The organism is Bradyrhizobium hipponense (genome assembly GCF_008123965.1).
In the GTDB taxonomy this organism is placed as follows: Bacteria; Pseudomonadota; Alphaproteobacteria; order Rhizobiales; family Xanthobacteraceae; genus Bradyrhizobium; species Bradyrhizobium hipponense.
Map to the genome: position 1 here is coordinate 1 of NZ_VSTH01000001.1, position 18,128 is coordinate 18,128.

Here is an 18,128-nt window from a genome sequence, read left to right on the forward strand (position 1 = left end):
GGTCTTCGTCGTATGCGTACTTTCGACTTCGCGAGCTAGACTCCGTTGAGCCGTATTCATGAGCCGCTCACCCAGTACCTTGAGGGCGTCTCGGTAGGCCTGATTGATGCTCAAATCGAATGCCGTGCCAGAGGGCGGCGTTGGAACAGCCCCTACGGCATCGACACTGTCGGTGTTCAATCCAGTATTTGGATCAATTGCGCTCCCCTGCCGTGCGTTGATCGTAGCTCGGAACGACTCTTCGCCGCCGTAATATCGGCCGTAAGCCGCGGGCAGGGGGCTGTAAATCGCCCGGCTCACCCATTCGAACTGAAGATAATCCAGCGCGCCGCGCGGAAACGGAAGTAGCGGCGCGGCCGCTTGTCGCGCGCTCATCACGAATGCCGGCCAGTATTCCCAGCTGGATTCTCCGCGGAAAGCCGCGGGATGGAACATGCCAGCGTGCAGAGCGATTGGGTACTTTTACCTTCGGCCTGATCCGCGAGATGGGCGTGCGCGGCGTCCTGGTCTACTGCCATTGTGGCCATGACCGTTGCTCCGGCCGCCGACCGCTGTCCGGCTGTCCGAGGTCGAGCCGCGGCTCGTCTGTTGATCCTGGGATCGCGGTGCGAATCGCGGATGCGGTTTCCGGACCAGTTGTCGAGCTTGCCGCTGAGTTTGCGGAAAAAGCGTTCCGGAAGACCCCCGCGTCCTGTGAGGCCCTGCAAAGCCCCGGCGTGCCGGAAGGAGTGAACATTGCCAACGCTATAAGGTTTGGCAAGACATCAATCGCTCAAGCATTTCAAGCGCCATCGCTCCCCGACATGGTGCCCTCCTCTTGCGTATGTCCAAACTACGGGCAATAAACCACGGAGGCGCCACACAAGTCGAAACCACAATGACTTAGCAATCCGAGTTGAGCAGCCCCAAGAGTTTCCTGTAAGTCGAAGGAAAAGCAATTGCGTTGCCCGGTCCCACCTCGGTCGAGTTGGCAACCTTTCTAAGGTGCACGACAGCTATAGAAGGAACCAGAAGTGCGTGATGAAATTAGGATTGGCGTCGTTGGACTCGGCTACGTCGGGCTACCGATTGCTGTTGCGTTCGCACGCGCGGGATTTCAAACTGTAGGCTTCGATATAAACCCGCAACGCATAGATGAGCTCGTCAGAGGTTACGACCGGACCAGGGAAGTTGAGTCAGGCGATCTCAAAGAAGCCGATGTGGTCTATTCGAACAACGTTCGGAGTCTAGCGGCGATAAACTTTTTCATCGTGACTGTTCCAACTCCCTTGGATCACGCCAAGCGGCCTGATCTTAGTATGTTGTTTAGCGCTTCGGAGTTGGTCGGCTCGGTGCTTTCCCGGGGCGATATCGTTGTTTACGAGTCAACTGTGTATCCTGGTGTCACGGAGAATGAATGTGCGCCCTATCTGGAGAAAGCATCCGGGTTGGTAGCAGGCAGAGATTTCTTTCTTGGCTACTCGCCTGAGCGGATAAATCCTGGCGATAAAGAGCATCGCTTCGAAAACATCGCCAAGATAGTTGCCGGTCAGAATAAAAAGACGCTGGAAACGATGACGCGGGTCTATGGCGCGGTCATTAACGCACCTATCCATGAAGCACCAAACATCATGACCGCCGAAGCGGCAAAGGTCATTGAGAACACACAACGCGACTTGAACATCGCGTTGATCAACGAACTGTCGCTGATCTTTAAACGCCTTGGTATCGACACGGGCGACGTGCTGGCGGCCGCAAAAACAAAATGGAATTTCCTGCCCTTCTCGCCAGGCCTGGTCGGCGGGCACTGCATCGGCGTCGATCCGTACTATTTGACCCATATGGCAGAGCAGATCGGATACCACCCGGAAGTCATACTTGCAGGGCGCCGCGTAAACGATTCCATGAGTAAGTCCGTAGCTGACGAATGCGCTCGTGTGATGATGATGAAGAAACTTGGGCAGCCGCTGACAGTGACGATCTTGGGATTGGCATTCAAAGAGAACGTGCCTGACATACGAAACAGTCGCGTTGGAGATACGGTGAAAGAGCTTGAAAAATACGGGATCAACGTTCAGGTGCATGACCCCGTTGTAGATCGGCTCGAGGCAATGAAGGAATACGGCTTGAGTCTTTTTGAGTTTGATGATCTTGCCCGGGCCGATGCGGTGATCATTGCTGTCCCGCACAAGATCTTCAGTGAGTATGGATGGCGTCGCGTCTCCGGCTTGCTCAAGCTGGCCGATCAAGGCATTGTTTTCGATTTAAAGGGCATGTTGCCGCGGAGTGATGTGCCTAGCGGAGTCCATCTCTCCCGCCTTTGACGGATGAACTGGTTGACTGTCTGTGCAGTCTGAGATGGATATTGGACGTCTAATGCAGTTGGGGCGACTTGGAAAAAACTACGTGCCTGTTTCTTTCTCTCCGGGAGAGCAGAGCCTGAATTGTTTGAGCCCGGAGAAGCGATCTTTCATTTTTTTGATAATGCTTCTCCACCTCTTCTTCTTCTGGTTGCAGGGTGCGGTCATATGGGCGGATGCGTCAAGCTACATCAATATATCTGATGCGCTCTTAACCTCACAGCGTGGCGTCGGCATCATCACGGGGGAGCCCCTTTGGTGGCACAATTACGTCCCATTGGGCTTGCCGTTGCTTTGGAACGCCTTGACGTTGTTGCCTATCAAGCTGATCTGGCCTTGCCTTGCGGTCGGACAACATGCAATTGCCGCTTCTGCACTGGTCTATTGCACCCGATGCTTTTACTCTACTTGGCCGTCAAGATGGTTTGCGGTTGCGGCGGTGGCGCTTTGTCTCATTCCATTCTATCAATCGATGCATAATGCGCTTTTGACGGAGTCGCTATCTTCGTCGTTTTTGCTGATATCCTTGGGAACATCGGTCGCTGCAATCAATAGCCGAAACATGAGCGCTCGAGCTTCGGTTCTCTTTTGCATTTGCATATTCTTCGCAACTCAATTGAGAAGCACGGTAGCAGTATTCTGTCTTGGCATCGCTTGCGCGACGCTTATTCGGCAAGGCCGGCTGCTCTCCGGGAATCTTGCGGCATTCAGCTTGGTTTTCATCTTCGGCATTTTGCTTTTCCCGTCCATCAGAGCACTTGATGGAGGCGAGTTCATTTGGCCCCGACTGGGTCCGAGCAAGTTGTGGGCGGGGCTGTATGCAAATCCCAATCCGAGCCCGGAATTGACCGAGACATTTAGAAGCTACCAGTTGCCCCCCTCGATCAGTGCGGAAAGGCTGCTCAAGCAGGGAGCTTCGTTTGGCGACGTTACGACCGTCATGCGCTTCTGGATTGATGCCGGCGCCTCCAACACAGAAGCCATCGGCAAAATCGAGGACATGGGCCGGGCGCTGATTGCCGACGGCTATCGACCTCGACTGAACTCGATCGGCTACGGTCTTTCTTCGAGCGGTTTCAATTTTTATCTTTTAGCTCTTCCAGCCGACTATGAGATTTTCCGCGGCTTCAATGGCAGGAAGCTCTTTGCGCATGAACGCAATCACTATCTTTACCTGTCCTGGGTTCGGCCAAACGTTGGCGCCTTCGACAGTCAAATCGCCGAGTTCTTTGAGAAGGATGGCAAGTCCGAATTTCATCGGCTGTTTGCTGCATCGATGAAACCATACTTCAGAAGCCAGCCGACTTACCTTCATTTTATCATGGGGTTGGTCGCCTATATTCCGCTTGACCTCTTCTTTCTTCTTTCATTAGCGGCATCTGCGGTTCTCCTGAGAAAGGACGTTTTGCTTGGCTCGATATTTCTCGGGATACCCCTGATCAATATCTACATCACGGGAAGCTCGTTGTTCGCGGACGTCCGCTATAGTTACGCTTTGCTCGGGACGTTCCTTTTTTCCATAGCAACTTGCGTTGTCCTTTTGCCTCTGCATCCAACGCCGGTTCTTCTTCAGATCTCCGCGATCGTTAAGAGGAACTTTTCATTCGCCAAGAAGGGGGTGGAGTTGCGGAAGTCCAATTCCGACTGAAGGCGCTCGCTCGCTGGAGCCTTCGAGCATGACTCGAACACCGCGTACAGGCCGCCGATCGTCCGTTGCTCCACCCGCGCCATTGGCGTACAACACTGAAGGACGCTAACTAGCTCTGGATGAACGTTCAGGGTGCCCCAAAGCAAAGTTACGCTCGGGGCTGGCTTTGGAAGCCAAGACAATATCGAGGGCACGAACCCTGAGTTCGTGAAGTCAAAGATGCCGACGCTGATAACCGGCGCAGCTGGTTTCATTGGATATCACACCGCCTACCGTCTGTTGGAGGCAGGTCACGACGTCGTTACGATCGATAATATTTGCGATTACTATGATGTGAATTTGAAAAGAGCCAGACTAAGCCGGCTTTCTGCCTTTCGGAATTTTCACTTTATCGAAGCGAATCTCGAAGATTGCGCCGCCGTTTCAGGCTTATTTTCAAAGTTTAAGCCGGAGAAGGTCATTCATTTGGCGGCCCAGGCTGGCGTGCGCTATTCCCTGGAAGCGCCACATGCTTACACCAACTCAAATATCATAGGCTTCTTGAACATATTGGAGGGCTGTCGCCACAACGGCGTCAAGCATCTCGTCTTTGCGTCGTCTTCGTCCGTATACGGCGCAAATACCAAGATGCCGTTTTCCGTCAGTCATAACGTTGATCATCCTCTCAGCCTCTACGCGGCGACCAAAAAATCCAATGAGCTAATGGCGCACTCGTATGCCCATTTATACAATCTGCCTGTAAGCGGATTGCGATTCTTCACCGTGTACGGTCCTTGGGGTCGGCCGGATATGGCGCTGTTTCTCTTTACGCGCAGCATTATTTCCGGAACGCCCATCGACGTATTCAACAACGGGCAGCATGACCGAGACTTCACCTATATTGATGATATTGTCGAAGGCGTCGTTCGGGTTGCAGACAAGATTGCAACGCCCAGCGCGGACCGAAATTACGAGGCGCCCGATCCGGCAACTTCATCGGCGCCCTACCGAATTTACAATATTGGAAACAGAAATCCGATTAAGCTGACTTCATTTATTGAGTGTATCGAGGCGAAAATCGGCAGGAAGGCCATTAGACGATTTCTTCCGATGCAGCCGGGCGACGTAGCCAGCACATATGCCGACGTTGATAGTCTCGTTGAAGCTGTTGGATTTCAACCGAAGACCTCGATTGAAGAGGGAGTCGGGAAGTTCGTCGATTGGTATTTAAGCTACTACAAGCCCGACCAGTCCGCCTAACCACGTTGCGAGGGGCCGCCAGGAGTTTTCATCGTGCCCCGGTCACACTCCAGCTGTAGCCGTGCCGGTGGTGGGTACGAACGTTCGTGAAGCCGTTGTTCTCCAACAGGCTCCGCGCCTCGTCTTCGCTATAATACTTGGCGTATGCTGGATTGAGCTGGTCATAGATCACCAGGCGTCGCTTATCCGGGGGCAGCCGGCGATAGACCGTTTGCATATATTGGCGCATTGGAAGCGGCAGGATTCGCGAAGCCGCGGTGTACAACATCGCAATGAAGTCCAAGACGTGGCACAGAATGGCTAGCAGGCGATGCGGCATTCGCTTGGTGACGGCTCGCAAGGGCTCGAACAGCGCCAGGTATATGCCATTGCCTTCCCGACCGTAGAGCCAAATGAAAATCACGCCTCCCGGTCTTAGCGCGCATCTCGCCGCCTTGACGATCGGTGCGGGATTCTCGACGTGATGCAGCACGCCGATCGATACCACGAGGTCGAAATCACGATCCTGCGGAATGGCCGTCCCGTCGCAGCGTATCACCTCGACCCGGCTGGCGCGATCCGCGGTGTTGGCAGCGACAACAGCGAAGGATTCCGAGGGCTCAAGTGCGGTCACGTGCGCGGCGCCGGCATCCAGCAGCATATTTACTATTCGGCCAGTACCAGATCCGATATCCGCAACAGTGCGTCCGCGCACATTGTCGAGGCTCAGTAGCGGCTCGCAGATATCGGCAAAGAGTGCGAGCGAGCCATAATAGCCGGAATTGTCGGTGTAACGGGTCCATTGATCGCCGAAATCGGCAATCGTCCGCTGACCGAGGTCCGGCTTGGATTTTGCTGAATGCGAGGATGTCATTGTCCGTTTCCCGCTTCCGGCGCGCGCCGCGCTTTCTGGATCAGGTGCGCGTAGCCAGATAGAGATAGTTCATTCCATAAACGAACCGCTTTACGGAAACCTGCTTGAAGCCGGCTTGCTCAAGAAGCGGTAGCATCTCAGTCTTGTCTATTCCCATGACCTCGCCTTCGGCAACGTCGCGGTGCTTGTCTTCGCTGTACCACCAGATGGCATGGCCAACATCGCCGATCAGCCGCCCGATCATCGTCGCTACCAGCAAACCGCCGGGCTTGAGCACACGATGCGCTTCCTTCAGAGCACCGATCCGCTCAGGGATATGATTGAGGCATGCGACAAAGGCGACCGTATCGAAGCTTTCCGCTTCGAACGGAAGGTTGTCCGAGGATGCGATCTTTAGTGTATCCCCGCCCCAGTCGACGACATCGACGCCGACGCTGTCGTCCGCGCTGGCGTCATCCTTGCCTGAGCGGAGCAGCCTTTGTCGATAGAGACGTATCAGCGCATTGTCGCCGGCGCCGATGTCGAGAACCCGTCCCCTGAGCTGCGGCAACACGGCGGCATAGCGCTCGGCCCGTAGCGATGTCAGGTGCAGCCGTTCGTTCTGTGAATCCGGCAGCAGAACCATCCGCAGGGGGGCACCGGCTAGGTCCCAGGCCGACTGCAGCAGGCTCTTGCGCGGGGCGAGCGCCCAGTTGGGCGGGAGAGTTCCATCATGTGTCGTTGCATTGGGATTCATGGCTGAACCCGTGTCCCTTTCGCTATCAGGGGAGGCAACCAAGCGATCATTTCACCGCCGGCGCGATCGCCTTCCCTCGCAATGCCTGCAGCAGCGGCCAGGCGAAAATTAATCCTGGGACACTGGCCGCCAGATTGCAAAGACCTATGCTCAAGCTGAGGGCGACCGCATCCGAGTCGACCAGAACGCCACTAGGTACGAGCAAAGCGGCGAACGCAATCTCGCGCGAGCCAAATCCAGCATAGAAGATCGGAACGACCTGCGAAAGATAGATGGCCGGCGTCGTCGTGAACGCGACCCAGAGCGGAATGCGCAAGCCGAGCCCGAGCCCGAGCAGCAGCAGCATCGCTGCGAACAGGCCGGTGCTGACGGCCGCGAGGCCAAGCTGCCAGCCGAAGCGATGGCACGTCGCGATATGTCCCAAAAACCGTCGCGCGGCTTCTGCTGCGGATTTGAGGAACCGCACGTGCAAGGTCAAGCCGAAGGCAGCGGCTCCGAGGAGCACGAGCAGCCCGCCAAAGGTCGCGACCTGAGCCATGACGATCCGCCAAGGCCAGCCCATCGAGATCTGCAGCGGAAGCAACAGCAGTCCAAAAAGCGCAAATCCGGCCACCGCCAGCGCGCGATCTGCAATCACGCCCTCCACCGCCTTGCCGACCGGCATTTTCAGGAGCTTGCGCGAAACCAGCGCGCGCATGGCATCCGCCAGCGCGCCGAAGGGGACAAAATGCGCGCTGAAGAGCGTCAGGAGGTTGAGCTTGAGCAACGGGAAGTAATGCACCGGACCCTCAGGACAAAGGGTTTGGAGTACCGACTGATAGCGCAGGGTTGCGACTGCGATGCTCAGCAACATCAGCATCATGGCGGCGACGAAGAAGCCCGGCCGCATCGCCAACAATTGCCGCAACACCTGGCTCAAATCGACCGCGTATGACACCAGCCAGAGCAGCAACGAGGTCGATATCAGCGGCGCGGCGGATCGGCCGACCTTCAAGACATGGCTTCTCAAAACAGTCCCGGCGGTAATTTCGCTTCGCGGTCCTTTGCAAGCGGTAGCGCGCGATAGGGTGTGATGGTTTCGTATTGGACGAGGCGCATCTGGCTGAGCTGGTCGGCGATCAGCCCCAGCATGCCGATGAGAAGGCCGGCGAGCATCAGGAAGATGCCGAACGTGGGAAACCCTTCGCCGTGCAGGATTGCCAGGGTCGCGCCGTAGAGGGCGCCGATGCTGAACATCGCCAATGCGAAGGGCAGGAAAATCCGCATCGGGGCGAACATCATGATCACCCGCATCACCAGCAGCAGACTGGCAAAGCCCGCGCGGAGGGTGACCTTGCTAGTTCCGATGCGGGCGGCGAGCTCCACCGGATGGTATCCGATGGGATAACCGCGCTCGAGCATCACCAGCAGGCTCGTCATCGACGCGCTGTAACCATTCGGAAGCAACGGCAAATATCGACAGATCACCTCAGTGCGGAACACGCGAAGCCCGCAGTTCATGTCGCGACCGCCGCGGAACCCGAGCGACCGGGCGAGCATCAGGATCACCGCCTTGCCGACGCCGCGGACCGCGGAGACGCCGCCTGATATTCGCTGGCCGATCACCGCCGCCAGACCGCCCTGGCGAATGGCACCTATCATCGAAACCAGATCGCTGACGCGATGCTCGTTATCGGCGTCGAACCAGGCGACCAGCGGACGGCTGGCGTGGGCCATGCCGGTTTTCAGCGCGGCTCCGTATCCCCGGTTGAAGCCATGCCGCATCAGGGTCACGTTCGGATATTTTCCGACAACCTCGGCGGTGCCGTCGGTCGAGCCATCATCGACGACGATGATTTCGGCGCCCGGCACTGCAAGCGAAAGCTGCTCCAGAGTCGGACCAATCCCGCCCGCTTCATTGAACGCCGGAATGATGACTGAAACGTCTTCGAACGGTCGCAAAATTGTTTCCTAAGGCTCGGAAAGCACAGCTAGACATTGGCCGTTGTTCGCCACGTCGCCAAGGTCAGCAAGGTCCAGAGGGTGTAACTATAACGGGAATTTCCGTCAACGTGCTCTCGCCAGAGCCGCCGCACGGCATCCGGCTGCAGGAAGGGCGCCAGACAATCAGCCTCCCTGTCCAACAGCCTTTCTCCAAGCGACCTCAGGCCATGGCGCAGATAGCTTGCCACCGGAATATTGAAGCCCTTTTTAGTCCCCTGTGTCAGGTCCTTTGGCAGACCGTGTCTCTCGAGATAGGCGCGCAGAATGCGCTTGTCCGGACCGCGAAGCGGGCTGATCACCGCCACGTCGAGGCCATTGGCGAATTCCATGATGCGCCGGTCGAGGAACGGCACCCGCACCTCAACGCCGTGCGCCATGCTCATCGAATCGGTCTTCATTAGCATGTCGCCAGGAAGATAGTAACGCTGATCCGCCTCTAGCGCCCGGTCCGCCGCGGAGCCTTCGGTGCCGAGTGCCGCGGCATATTCGTCGAGGGCGTCAGCCTCGCGATCAATGTCCTTCATTCCGGTGCCATAGAGGGTGTGGATCTGTTCGGGAAATAGATATCGCCGCCACTGCGGGTGTGGCCGCGCGCCGCCGTTCGCCATGCCGGCGAGCAATCGCGCGAATTTTTCCGCGGCTCCCACCTTGGCCTGGCTCGCCGCCGCTTTCGCAAACAGCGCGTCTGAAAGATGTCGCATCGCGAAATTCGGAAACAAAGGCCCCACGGCCGTTGCAAGCCGGGTAGCGCGATAGGTTTCGTAGCCGGCGAAGAACTCGTCGGCGCCATCCCCGGTCAGCAGGACGCGGACTTCCCGGCCGGCCTTCTGGCAAAGCGAATAAAATGCCAAAGCGCTCGAATCGGCCAGCTGGCCATCGACCTTGGCGACAACGTCCAGAAAGCGAATCTCGATATCTTCCCCGGTATCGATCGAAACAAAACGTTGGCGTAGATTGGTGTGTCTGGCGGTGACCGCGGCGAGTCCACTTTCGTCGAAGGCGGCTTCGCCGAAACTGGCGGTATAGGCCGACAGGTCCGAGCGACCAGGCAGCGCGGTGGCGATCAGCGCGCTGTCGATTCCGCCGCTCAACAACAGAGCGACCGGCACGTCGCTGATGAGCTGATCATCGACCACCTCGGGCCAGAGCTGGTCGAAACGGGAAAGGGCTTCTTCGAAGCTCACGATCTTGGTGTGCCGCTTGGGTTGCCAGAAATGTTCGACGCGCCAACCGTTCCGGTCCGCGACGAGCGTGCTGCCGGGCGGCAGCGGCTCGATCCCGTCGATCAGGCTGCGCGCCGGTCCGGGATAGCCCTGCGCAAAGAACCGATGCAGGCTTTGCGGTGAAAGTTGCCGCGGCTGATCTTTCAGCGCAAGCAGAGCTTTGATCTCGCTTGCAAACCGCAACGACCGCCCAACGAAGGAAAAATAAAGGGGTTTGATCCCGATCGGATCTCTCGCCAGAATGAGGCGCTCGTTCACCTGATCCCAAAGCGCAATCGCGTACATGCCCTCGAATTTCAGGAACGCGTTTTTGCCCCAGAGACGATAACTGGGAGCGATGACTTCGGTATCGCAGCTGGTGTGGAACCTGGCACCCGCCGTGTGGCCGAGCGCTCGCCGAAGTTCAACGTCGTTGTAGAGCTCGCCATTGTAGGAGACCGCGATCTTCGCATGGGGATCGATCATTGGTTGGGCGCCGGCGGGCGACAGATCCCGGATCGCGAGCCTGCGATGTCCAAGACCGACATGGTCCTCGACCCAGATCCCGGAGCTATCCGGGCCCCTGTGTGCCAGGGTTTCAGTCATTTGAACGATGGACTGACGGGCGATGGGTTCACCATCGAAATTTACGATACCGGCAATTCCGCACATTTCAATCGATCGCTTTCGCCCTGAAGCTGCAGCCCTTAGCATAGCGGCAAATGTACCGCTAGCGAGAGCAGGTGCGGGATCGGGACGGATGCCGGGAGCGCCGCTCCCGCAAATCGGAATACACGATGCGATCACCGTGATTGGAGGGTTGGTACGAGAATAAACGAGTTGGTATGGAAACAGACCGGAAGACCCGTAATCTGTCGAGAAGGGTAGAACCCAACCACTTCGAGCCGCTATAACCGTGCCATCGCCTAGATCTCCATGCCCATCAAGGGAGCCTCGAATCGATCCTCAGACCGTGGTTAGAACGTGGGCGATTGCGGAAAGAGCCCCGCCAGCGTGAATCGGCGGCCTTTGATTTTGTGGGTAATCAAACGTCTGCGAATCCGTCAGCCAGCCCTTGGTGATAAGTGCTCATGTATCGAAGGAAATCGTATGTTCAAGGAAAACTGGCGGGTAATTTTGGTGACGTTGCTTGCGGCAAACCTCGTCTTCATGGGCCTCCTAGAAATGCAGAGGCTTGCGATATGGCGGACCGAAGAAGCATATTTTAAGCAGATCCAGCAACCATCAACCGAACGATTTGACATCTTGGCCAAGGAATTAGCTGAGGCCAAGAAGACCGAAACAATGTATCTGGACCTGATCTACAGGGCATTGGCCGAATTGAATCTTCGCATGACCAAGGTAGAAAAAGCCACGGAAGAAATCCCGGCCAACGTCGCGGAAACAAGAGCAATTCGGGCCGACGTGGACGCGTTGAAAGCTACAGTAGAGCGAGCCGCCACCGCAAAACCATAGTTGCCCAAAGGCAGGCGTTATCAGCTTTGAAACCCTGCCGATGGAGGTCGCTCATGCATCAGTCCAGTGAGCGTATCGGTGCGATTGCTGCCGCTTTGGCCAAGGGCTGGCCCATCCCGAGAAGACATTGACGCAAGGTAGCACAAGGAGTCATGGCGTTCAATAAATTGTCCTCAAGGAACCTGCTCAGATTGGTCAATTACGGAGGCAGCTTCACTGGCAACCGATCTTGGGCGATCGTCAAGATACGATTTTGCCCTTTAGAACCTTGCGACCGCTGATGGAACGTGGGATTTCAGATGGACGTCATTCTCTGTAGGCAGGAGCCGTAGCACCGGTAGATCCGAAGTCCGAGACCAGTGAGCTAATGACGCGTCTTTCGCATCTCAACTTGCGCAATTTCCTGATCGCGCTCCACGACCTGCTGGCGACCACGGCGGCGCTTTTTGCCGCCTTCTATCTGCGGTTCGAGGGTGGCGACGGCTTCTTCGACCGCCTGCCGCTGCTGTTCCAGATCCTGCCCTACTTCCTCGCCTTCAGCGTGGTCGTGTTCTTCATCTTCAACCTGACCACGACGAAATGGCGCTTCATCTCGCTGCCTGACGCGCTGAACATCACCCGGGTCGCGACCGTGCTGACGGTTGCCCTGCTCGTGCTCGACTACATCTTCGTCGCCCCCAACGTCCGCGGCGCCTTTTTCCTCGGCAAGATGACGATCGTCCTCTACTGGTTCCTCGAGGTCTCCTTCCTCAGCGCGCTGCGCATGACCTATCGTTACTTCCGTTATACGCGGGTGCGGCGGCATGCGAGGACCGATGAAGCCGCCCCGACGCTGCTGATCGGCCGGGCCGCGGATGCGGAGGTGCTGTTGCGCGGCATCGAAAGCGGGGCGATCAAGCGCATCTGGCCGGTCGGCGTATTGTCGCCGTCGCTTGCGGACCGGGGCCAGTTCATCCGCAACGTGCCGGTGCTGGGCGGCCTCGACGATGTCGAGGACGTCATCGCGGACTTCGCCAAGCGCAACAAGCCGATCATCCGCATCATCATGACACCGTCGGCGTTCGAGCCGGAGGCGCATCCGGAATCGATCCTGCTGCGGGCGCGCAAGCTCGGCGTGATCGTCAACCGGATGCCTTCGCTCGAGAGCGGCGATACGCCGCGACTCACGGCCGTCGCGGTCGAGGACCTCCTGCTGCGGCCGAGCGAGAACATCGACTATGCGCGGCTCGAAGCCCTGATCAGGGGCAAGGCGGTGATCGTCACCGGCGGCGGCGGCTCGATCGGTTCGGAGATCTGCGAGCGCGTCGTCGCCTTCGGCGCCGCGCGTCTGCTGATCGTGGAAAATTCCGAACCGGCGCTCTACGCGATCACCGAAGCTCTCACCTGCAAGGCAGCCGAGGTTGAAGGGCGGATTGCCGACATTCGCGACTGCGAGCGCATCATGCGCCTGATGACCGAGTTCAGGCCGGACATCGTGTTCCACGCCGCTGCGCTCAAGCACGTGCCGATCCTCGAGCGCGACTGGAGCGAGGGCGTCAAGACCAACATTTTCGGCTCCATCAATGTGGCGGATGCCGCCGTTGCCGCCGGCGCGGAAACCATGGTGATGATCTCGACCGACAAGGCGATCGAGCCGGTGTCGATGCTCGGCCTGACCAAACGGTTTGCCGAGATGTACTGCCAGGCGCTGGATCACGACCTCGCGGCGGCGGCGCGCGGCGCCAAGTCGCCGATGCGGCTGATCTCGGTCCGGTTTGGTAACGTGCTGGCCTCGAACGGCTCGGTGGTGCCGAAATTCAAGGCGCAGATCGAGGCCGGCGGCCCGGTGACGGTGACGCATCCCGATATGGTCCGTTACTTCATGACCATCCGCGAAGCCTGTGATCTCGTCATCACCGCGGCCACGCACGCGCTCGGAACGCCGCGTCCCGACGTCTCGGTCTACGTGCTCAACATGGGCCAGCCGGTCAAGATCGTCGATCTCGCCGAGCGTATGATCCGCCTCTCCGGCCTGCAACCCGGCTACGACATCGAGATCGTGTTCACCGGCATGCGGCCGGGCGAGCGGCTGCATGAAATCCTGTTCGCCTCCGAGGAGCCGACCCGCGAGATCGGCGTGGCGGGCATTATGGCCGCGCAGCCGAAGGAGCCGCCGATGCTGACGGTGCGCAAATGGATCGCGGCGCTCGAGCAGGCCGTCGCGCGCGAGGATCGCGCGACCATCAGGGCCATCCTGAAGGATGCGGTGCCGGAATTCGGGTCGACCGCGGCCTGACCATGCAGCCTCGAGGCAAGATCGTCGTAGCGAGCCAGCATTATCCGCCGGATACCAGCACGACGGCCGTAATCATGGCTGAGATAGCCTGCCGTCTCGCCGCCGAGCACGAGGTCGTCGTGCTCTCGGGCTGGCCGGGCGCATTGTCGGCTTCGCAGACCAGTCCCGGCAGGCCGCGCGTCGTCGCAATCAAGAACCACATGGCAGGCAAGGCGGCGCTGCTGCGGCGTGCGGTGTCGGAGCTCATGTTCGCGGCGCGCACGTTCTTCGCATTGATACGGCAGCTGAGGCGAGGGGACGTCGTGCTCACGGTCACCGCGCCGTTCATGCTGCCCTACGCGGTGGCCGCGGCAGCCAGGCTCAGGGGCGCGCGCTCGGCGCTGATCATGCACGACCTCTTTCCGGACGTCTTGGTGATGGCGGGCCTCTTGAAGCCCGGCTCGTTCGTGACGCGGACGATGCGGGCCGCCAACGGCCTGATGTTCCGCGCGCTCAATGCGGTCATCACCATCGGCCGCGACGCGGAGCGGCCGCTTCTGAGCTATTCCGGCATGACGCGGAACAAGATCCGCTTCATCCCGAACTGGGCGACGCTGGTGCCCGGCGCCCGCCCGATCACACCGGAGAATCCGTTCCGCAAGGCACTGTCGGCGCGCTTCGTCGTCGGCCTGTCGGGCAATCTCGGCTTCACCCATGATCCGGAGATCGTGTTCGAGGCGGCGCGCCTCTTGAAGGATCAGTCGGAGATTCATTTTCTGCTTTCCGGCTGGGGCATCGGCTTCGAGCAGTTGAAGCAGTTGCAGGCTGAGGCGAAACTCACCAATGTCACCTTCGTGGCGCGGGTCGAGGATGCCGAGCTCGAGGCATTCCTGGCGGCGGCCAATCTCTGGATCATTCCATACCGGAAGGACGTTGCGGGGGTGTCGGTGCCGAGCCGGTTCTATAATCTGCTGGCGGTTGGCCGTCCCGTGGCGCTGGTGTCCGAGCCGGAGGCCGAGGCCGCGTTGACGGTGGTGGAGAACGGGCTCGGCTGGGTGGTGACGCCCGGCCGCGCCGATCAGCTGGCCGACGCGATCCGTGCGGCATCCCGTTCCGACGAGGGAGCCATGGCGGGGCGCGCGGTGAAGGCGGCTGCAAAGTTCGACCGGACCGCCGCGATGAACGCCTATGCCGGCCTGATCGGCGAATTGTTGCGGAACCCTGTTCTGGCAGAGCAAAGATGAGCAACGCACGGACATATTACGCCGGTGTCGATGGAGTAGTTGCCGAGCTCGCCGATGAGGTGCTTAGGAAGAGGTGCCCACAGCCAGACGCAATCCCTGCGTCATGCTGAGCGGCGGCGTCCAGCCGGTCGACAGCGCGGCGGAAGGGTCAATCTCCATGGATCCTACCAGGCTATGGCGCAGCTCCGGCCTTATAGCTTGGAGGGCGAACGTCAGGACCCCCGAAGGCACCGGCAACAGGATAGCGGTCCGGTTCATCGCCTGTCCGATCCGGCGAACGAAAGCAGTCGTCGAAATCTGCTCGTCGTCCGCGACGAGGAAAATGCGGTAAGGAGGAGCCACCGGAAGGGCGATCAAATGTGCGACAAAGGACGCAAGATTTTGCACGCTGATGAACGCCCGCTTGTTATCGACCAGACCAAGCGGAAGCGGGATCCGCCGTCTGATTGCGCCAACGAGGTGACGGAAATTACCAAGCGCTTCGCGTCCATAGACCAGTGGCGGGCGCACAACAGCTACTCGCATCTCGGATTGAGACGCCAGGCTCTGCAGGGCGGCCTCAGCCGCCGCCTTGGACCGTCCATAAACGCCGCGCGGCACCACGGCGTCGTCCGGCGTGAATGGCCCTCGTCCATCGGTCGAGCTTCCGTTGACCAGGATTGTGCTCAGAAACACGAACGTGGACACCCCTGCCCGCGCGGCGGCTTGGGCCAGTTGCATCGTACCCTGCGCATTCACCGCGTCGTACAGCTCAGCCGCACGCTCGTCGTTCGGGTGGTGTACGCGGGCAGCCAGATGGACCACCGCGTCTACTCCCGCGAGTGCTGCATCCCAACTGAGGGGCGACTCAATCGAACCGACCACGACATCGTTCTCTCCGGTCCGGCCGGCACGTAGCGCCCGGCGCACGCGATAGCCGCGGCTCTCAAGCAACGGGACAAGATTGCGTCCGATAAATCCGGTTGCACCGGTGACGAGGACGACCGGTTGGTTCATGGCGGTGCGCGCTCCAGCAGATTCCGCTCAATATCGATGCGTTCGAACGACCCTTTTGATCGTCGAGGCGAAGCTCTCCGCGAACTCCCGCACCCGCTCGCTCAGCTGCTCGTTCATCTCGCGCACCACAAAGGCGGGGCGCACGAAAGCCTGCAAATGGGCGGCAAGCGCAGCAACATCGTCCGTGCCAAAATATCGTGCGCGCTCTCCAGCCTGCTCACGGTGCACGTCGATATCTGACAGCATCATCGGCACGCCGAACGACTTTGCTTCCTCGACCGTGGTGCTCCAGCCCTCGAAGCGAGATGGATTGATCAGCGCGGCACTGGCACGCAGAAGGGCATAGACTTCGGCGAGCGGAATCATGCCGAGGTAGCGGAACTGCTGCGCCAGGCCGCGGCCTGCCGCTTCACGCACTATTTGATCGAGATATCCCGGATCATTCGGATCACCACCGCCGGATACAACGACAACCGGATTGACGCCTCGCTGCGCAAGCAGCGCAAGCGCGTCTATGACAATCCCATGATTCTTGTGACGCCAGAACTGGTTGGGGACATAGAAAAACGTTCTCGGCAGATCATACTTCTGGAGCACCTGCACCGGATCCAGCTTGAGCAGTTCGGCCGAAGGCTCGCTGGCGAACCTCACGACTGCGGTTCGGCCCGTGGTGCTCGGATAGTAGGAAAGGCAGTCGCGCTCGGCGCTGCGGCTGCTCAGAATGATGGTGCGGCCGGAGAGGACCTGCAGCTGAAAACCCAGTTCACGCCGGCGCCTCGCCTTGTTTGAGAACAAATGTGGCAACTGCCGATGCTGGAAGTCCGGGATCCAGGCCACGGTCGGATAGGGAGACTTCCATCCGAAGAAGCGGGCGTTCTCCCAGATCGCATCGATTTTGTGGCTGCGAAAGCTGGATATCGCACCGCGATCCTGGGCGAACATGGTTGGCAGCAACGAAATCATCGCAGAGCGATCGAAACGCACCGAGCAAACGGTCTCGGTCGCCGGCACCTGTCGAATGGACGCGAGTTCGCTGGCATCGTGACCTTCGCCCGCGAACACCACAGGCGTAATCACGCCCGGGCAGTATTTTGCAAGGGCGTGGAACAGGTTCAGCTGATAATTGTAACCGCCCGCCCAAGCGTTGCAAGAAATCAAGGTGAAGGCGAGCCGGATGGGGGGAGCGATGCTCAATGCGACTGCCCCTTGAACCAGCTTACATATTGGGCGATGCCGTCATGCACCGGAATGCGCCAGTTGAACGGAAGGACGGCAAGTTGCCCGGCGTCGGCGACCAGGCTAAAGGGATCGCCAGCGCGGACAATGCCCGAAAACCGCACCGCTATATTGCCACCCCAGGCGTTCGTCACGATTTGGGCGATCTCAGCGACGCTGGTCGGGATGCCGCTGCCGCCATTCAGCACCTTCAGGGGCGTACTGTCACCGTGCTGGAGCCTCGCAAGGAGCCGCACGACATCCCGTACATCGATCCAGTCACGCGACTCGTTGCCGGTGCCCCCGAGCATGAGCTCGCGTTGACCTTGTCCAAGCCGCACACAGAGGTCCCACAACAGCTGCTTGCGCAGCGAGGGACCATAGACCGAGAATAAGCGGACAATGGTCACACGGATACCGAAGGAATCTGCGTAGCTGCGGCAAAGGTGCTCCATAATCAGCTTGTGATGACCATAGGGCGACATGGGCTGCGTGCTGGCCTGCTCCGAAATCGCGCAAGCATGATGCGCACCGTACACCGCCGCGCTAGAGGCGACGACCAGCCGGCACTCGCGCGCGGAATAGCGCAGCCACTCCAGCAGGCTCGCCGTCGCGCCGACGGTGCGAGAGAAGTCTTCATAAGGTTGCTCGATCGAACGCGCGACCGATGAACCGCCGGCGAGATGGAAGATGGCGCCGGGAGCGCCCCCGCGCTCAACAAGGCCGTCCAGATTCGGCGCGCTGATCTCGCCATTAATCCAGTCAGACAGCCCAAGCTTCCGTCGATCGGTCTCGTCGATAGCACCGTGACCGATGCCATACACTCTTTCGCCCTCCCGTGCGAGATGAGCGATGAGATGACGCCCGATGAAGCCATTGCCGCCGGTGACCCAAACGCTCATGGGGCACCCTTGTGGCAGGTCAGATGGATGCGGTCGGCCGG

General features: G+C 59.2%; 15 protein-coding genes. 6 read left to right on the top strand and 9 right to left on the bottom strand.

Translation table 11 applies throughout. The annotated features are described in order from the left end of the window. A partial coding sequence (locus FXV83_RS42300; protein WP_430648916.1) for a hypothetical protein occupies positions 1–435 on the bottom strand: 435 nt, incomplete at its 3' end. Positions 436–1,013: 578 nt separating this feature from the next. Here FXV83_RS42300 and FXV83_RS00010 point away from each other — a divergent pair. From FXV83_RS00010 to FXV83_RS00020, 3 genes are all read left to right on the top strand, one after another. Further along, the gene (locus FXV83_RS00010; protein WP_148736558.1) at positions 1,014–2,303 is read left to right on the top strand and encodes a nucleotide sugar dehydrogenase; all 1,290 of its coding nucleotides are present in this window, start codon (positions 1,014–1,016) and stop codon (positions 2,301–2,303) included. Between the two features lie 82 nt (positions 2,304–2,385). Then, entirely contained in the window at positions 2,386–3,987 is a 1,602-nt protein-coding gene (locus FXV83_RS00015) for a hypothetical protein (RefSeq protein WP_148736560.1), read from the top strand. A gap of 219 nt (positions 3,988–4,206) precedes the next feature. After that, complete coding sequence (locus tag FXV83_RS00020) at positions 4,207–5,226, top strand: NAD-dependent epimerase (RefSeq protein WP_148736562.1); 1,020 nt, start codon at positions 4,207–4,209, stop codon at positions 5,224–5,226. A gap of 28 nt (positions 5,227–5,254) precedes the next feature. Here the strand turns inward: FXV83_RS00020 and FXV83_RS00025 are convergent, their stop codons facing one another. Genes FXV83_RS00025 through asnB form a run of 5 tightly spaced genes read right to left on the bottom strand, consistent with a single transcriptional unit; the run spans position 5,255 to position 10,672 of the window. Next, complete coding sequence (locus FXV83_RS00025; RefSeq protein ID WP_148736564.1) at positions 5,255–6,079, bottom strand: class I SAM-dependent methyltransferase; 825 nt, start codon at positions 6,077–6,079, stop codon at positions 5,255–5,257. Between the two features lie 40 nt (positions 6,080–6,119). Beyond that, a complete protein-coding gene (locus tag FXV83_RS00030) occupies positions 6,120–6,815 on the bottom strand; it encodes a class I SAM-dependent methyltransferase (protein ID WP_148736566.1) in 696 nt (231 codons plus the stop codon). A 46-nt stretch (positions 6,816–6,861) separates the two neighbouring features. Continuing rightward, positions 6,862–7,809, bottom strand: a complete 948-nt coding sequence (locus tag FXV83_RS00035; protein WP_187435542.1) for a lysylphosphatidylglycerol synthase transmembrane domain-containing protein — start codon at positions 7,807–7,809, stop codon at positions 6,862–6,864. Between the two features lie 11 nt (positions 7,810–7,820). After that, a complete protein-coding gene (locus tag FXV83_RS00040; RefSeq protein WP_187435543.1) occupies positions 7,821–8,756 on the bottom strand; it encodes a glycosyltransferase family 2 protein in 936 nt (311 codons plus the stop codon). 29 nt (positions 8,757–8,785) lie between these two features. Beyond that, positions 8,786–10,672, bottom strand: coding sequence for an asparagine synthase (glutamine-hydrolyzing) (asnB, locus tag FXV83_RS00045; RefSeq protein WP_187435544.1), 1,887 nt, complete (start codon positions 10,670–10,672; stop codon positions 8,786–8,788). Positions 10,673–11,110: 438 nt separating this feature from the next. Here asnB and FXV83_RS00050 point away from each other — a divergent pair, with 438 nt between their 5' ends. From FXV83_RS00050 to FXV83_RS00060, 3 genes are all read left to right on the top strand, one after another. Further along, the gene (locus FXV83_RS00050; protein WP_148736573.1) at positions 11,111–11,476 is read left to right on the top strand and encodes a hypothetical protein; all 366 of its coding nucleotides are present in this window, start codon (positions 11,111–11,113) and stop codon (positions 11,474–11,476) included. 367 nt (positions 11,477–11,843) lie between these two features. Beyond that, positions 11,844–13,751 (top strand): SDR family NAD(P)-dependent oxidoreductase, encoded by a 1,908-nt coding sequence (locus FXV83_RS00055; RefSeq protein WP_148736575.1) that lies wholly within the window; start codon positions 11,844–11,846, stop codon positions 13,749–13,751. A gap of 2 nt (positions 13,752–13,753) precedes the next feature. Beyond that, a complete protein-coding gene (locus tag FXV83_RS00060) occupies positions 13,754–14,974 on the top strand; it encodes a glycosyltransferase family 4 protein (RefSeq protein WP_187435545.1) in 1,221 nt (406 codons plus the stop codon). A gap of 63 nt (positions 14,975–15,037) precedes the next feature. Here FXV83_RS00060 and FXV83_RS00065 read toward each other — a convergent pair whose 3' ends face one another. Genes FXV83_RS00065 through FXV83_RS00075 form a run of 3 tightly spaced genes read right to left on the bottom strand, consistent with a single transcriptional unit; the run spans position 15,038 to position 18,087 of the window. Beyond that, on the bottom strand, positions 15,038–15,970 hold the full coding sequence (locus FXV83_RS00065; protein ID WP_148736579.1) for an NAD-dependent epimerase/dehydratase family protein: 933 nt from the start codon (positions 15,968–15,970) through the stop codon (positions 15,038–15,040). A 27-nt stretch (positions 15,971–15,997) separates the two neighbouring features. Next, positions 15,998–17,164 (bottom strand): glycosyltransferase family 4 protein, encoded by a 1,167-nt coding sequence (locus tag FXV83_RS00070; RefSeq protein ID WP_148736581.1) that lies wholly within the window; start codon positions 17,162–17,164, stop codon positions 15,998–16,000. Next, positions 17,161–18,087 (bottom strand): NAD-dependent epimerase/dehydratase family protein, encoded by a 927-nt coding sequence (locus FXV83_RS00075; protein ID WP_148736583.1) that lies wholly within the window; start codon positions 18,085–18,087, stop codon positions 17,161–17,163. The genes FXV83_RS00070 and FXV83_RS00075 overlap by 4 nt, the downstream gene beginning before the upstream one ends. Between the last annotated feature and the right edge of the window lie 41 nt (positions 18,088–18,128).